A 1626-nucleotide genomic window follows, 5' to 3' on the forward strand; every position below is an offset into this window, starting at 1 on the left:
GCCGCACACGACGAGGTTCTCGCGGCGGTGGACCCATTCCAGTGTGCGTAGCGCCTGCTGGGTCGGTGCCGGGATCGAGGAGATCTCGGGCTGCCAGGCCTCGAAGGTCTTCCCGGTCGGGAACCCGGCCGCGGCTCGTCTGGTGGCAAGTGCGGAGCGTTCCCGGCCGGCGACCTCCTCGGCGAACAGCGCCTTCAACACCTCGGCGGGCTCCCAGCGCTGGGCCTTCGCGGTCGCGACGACCTCGGGGGCGTGGCGACGGATGTGCGGCAGCCGCAGCTTGCGCAGCAGATCCTCCAGGTCGGCGGGCAACGGCGGCGCAGTGCTCGTGGTCCTCACGCGATCACCTGCTCGTCGGTGCCCGATGCCTTCACCGGCGCTCCGAGTCGTGCCCACGCGCTGGTGCCCTGGGTCAGCGAGGAGTCCTCGCTGGCACGGTGCTCACCCGAAGCTGGGCGACGCGCGTGGTGGTCCAGGATCGAGGACAGGTCGGCCTCGGCGAACCGGCCGTGCACCGCGGCGTGGCCCAGTGCCCAGTCGACCTCGACGGGGTCGAACAGCTTGGCCAAGGCGAGCGCTTCGGTGATCTTCACCCGCATGCGCGGGGTGCCCGCGGCAGCGGCCTCGACCAGCCACAGCCGGGCGCCCTCGCCCAGGTCGAGGAACTCGGCTTCCGCGGCGTTCTTCGCCCGGGGGCGGCGGTCCAGCGGCCCTTCGGGCTGGGGCGGGAAGTGCTCGTCCTCGATCTTCGGCGTTCCGGGCGTGGCCCGTCGGTGGCGGGCGACCTCGATCGGGCCGTCCTCGCCGACGTGGACGATGACGACCTGCTCGTCGGCGCCGCGGCCGTGAACCCGGACCCATACGGTTGCGCCGAGCAGGGTGTGCGGCACCGAGTACTGGCCGGACTCGAAGGTCACCATCGGCGTGTTCGCCGGCACCACCCGCGTGGTGCCGAACGCGACCGTGTGCGGCGTCGCCGGGACCGGGTGCAGCCGGGCGCGCTCTTCGGCGAGCATCTCGGCCGGTGGCCGCTTCGTCACCCGGTGGGGCCGGGTGTTGACCTTCTCGCAGAAGTCCACGCAGGCCGCCTCGAGCTCAGCGAAGCTGGCGTACTGGCCACGCAGGTTGGCGTCCTTCGGGACGAGGTCGGCCTTGCTGATCTTCACCGACGACTCGGTGCCGCCCTTGGACGCCGGATCCGCCGGCACGCAGGTGTGCACGGTCACCGAGTAGTGACGCGCGAACGCCACCAGCTGCGGATTCCTGACCGGGATCCCGGCGATGTGCTCGCTGGTGACGGTCTTCTCGTTGTCGGTCAACACGTAGGTCGGCACCCCGCCCAGGCGCCGGAACGCCTGGTCGAGCGCGGCGAAGACGCTCGGCATCGTCTTGTCGCGCAGCGGGATCACCACCCGGAACCGCGACCAGGCCAGCCACGCGACGAACAGGACGGTCTTGACGCCGTCGACGACGGGGCCGTCACCGTAGTCGTACTGCAGCCACATCCCCGGCTCGGTGATCCAGGGCCGGTGCACCCGCACCCGGCCGGCCCGGTAAGCCGCCTTGACCTGCGCGACCGCGCGGCGGGTGGTGCGCTCCGACCCGGTGTAGCCCAGAGCGACCAGC

Annotated in this window: 2 protein-coding genes; both read right to left on the bottom strand. The window is 71.9% G+C overall.

Annotated features, from left to right (window positions below):
• A partial coding sequence (locus ACYVIH_RS22460; RefSeq protein ID WP_460871779.1) for an ATP-binding protein occupies positions 1-339 on the bottom strand: 339 nt, incomplete at its 3' end.
• The coding region (gene istA / locus ACYVIH_RS22465) for an IS21 family transposase (RefSeq protein ID WP_460871780.1) at positions 336-1626 on the bottom strand (1291 nt) is incomplete at its 5' end. The genes istA and ACYVIH_RS22460, both read right to left, overlap by 4 nt.

The sequence above is a fragment of the Nocardioides pakistanensis genome, from assembly GCF_054781215.1.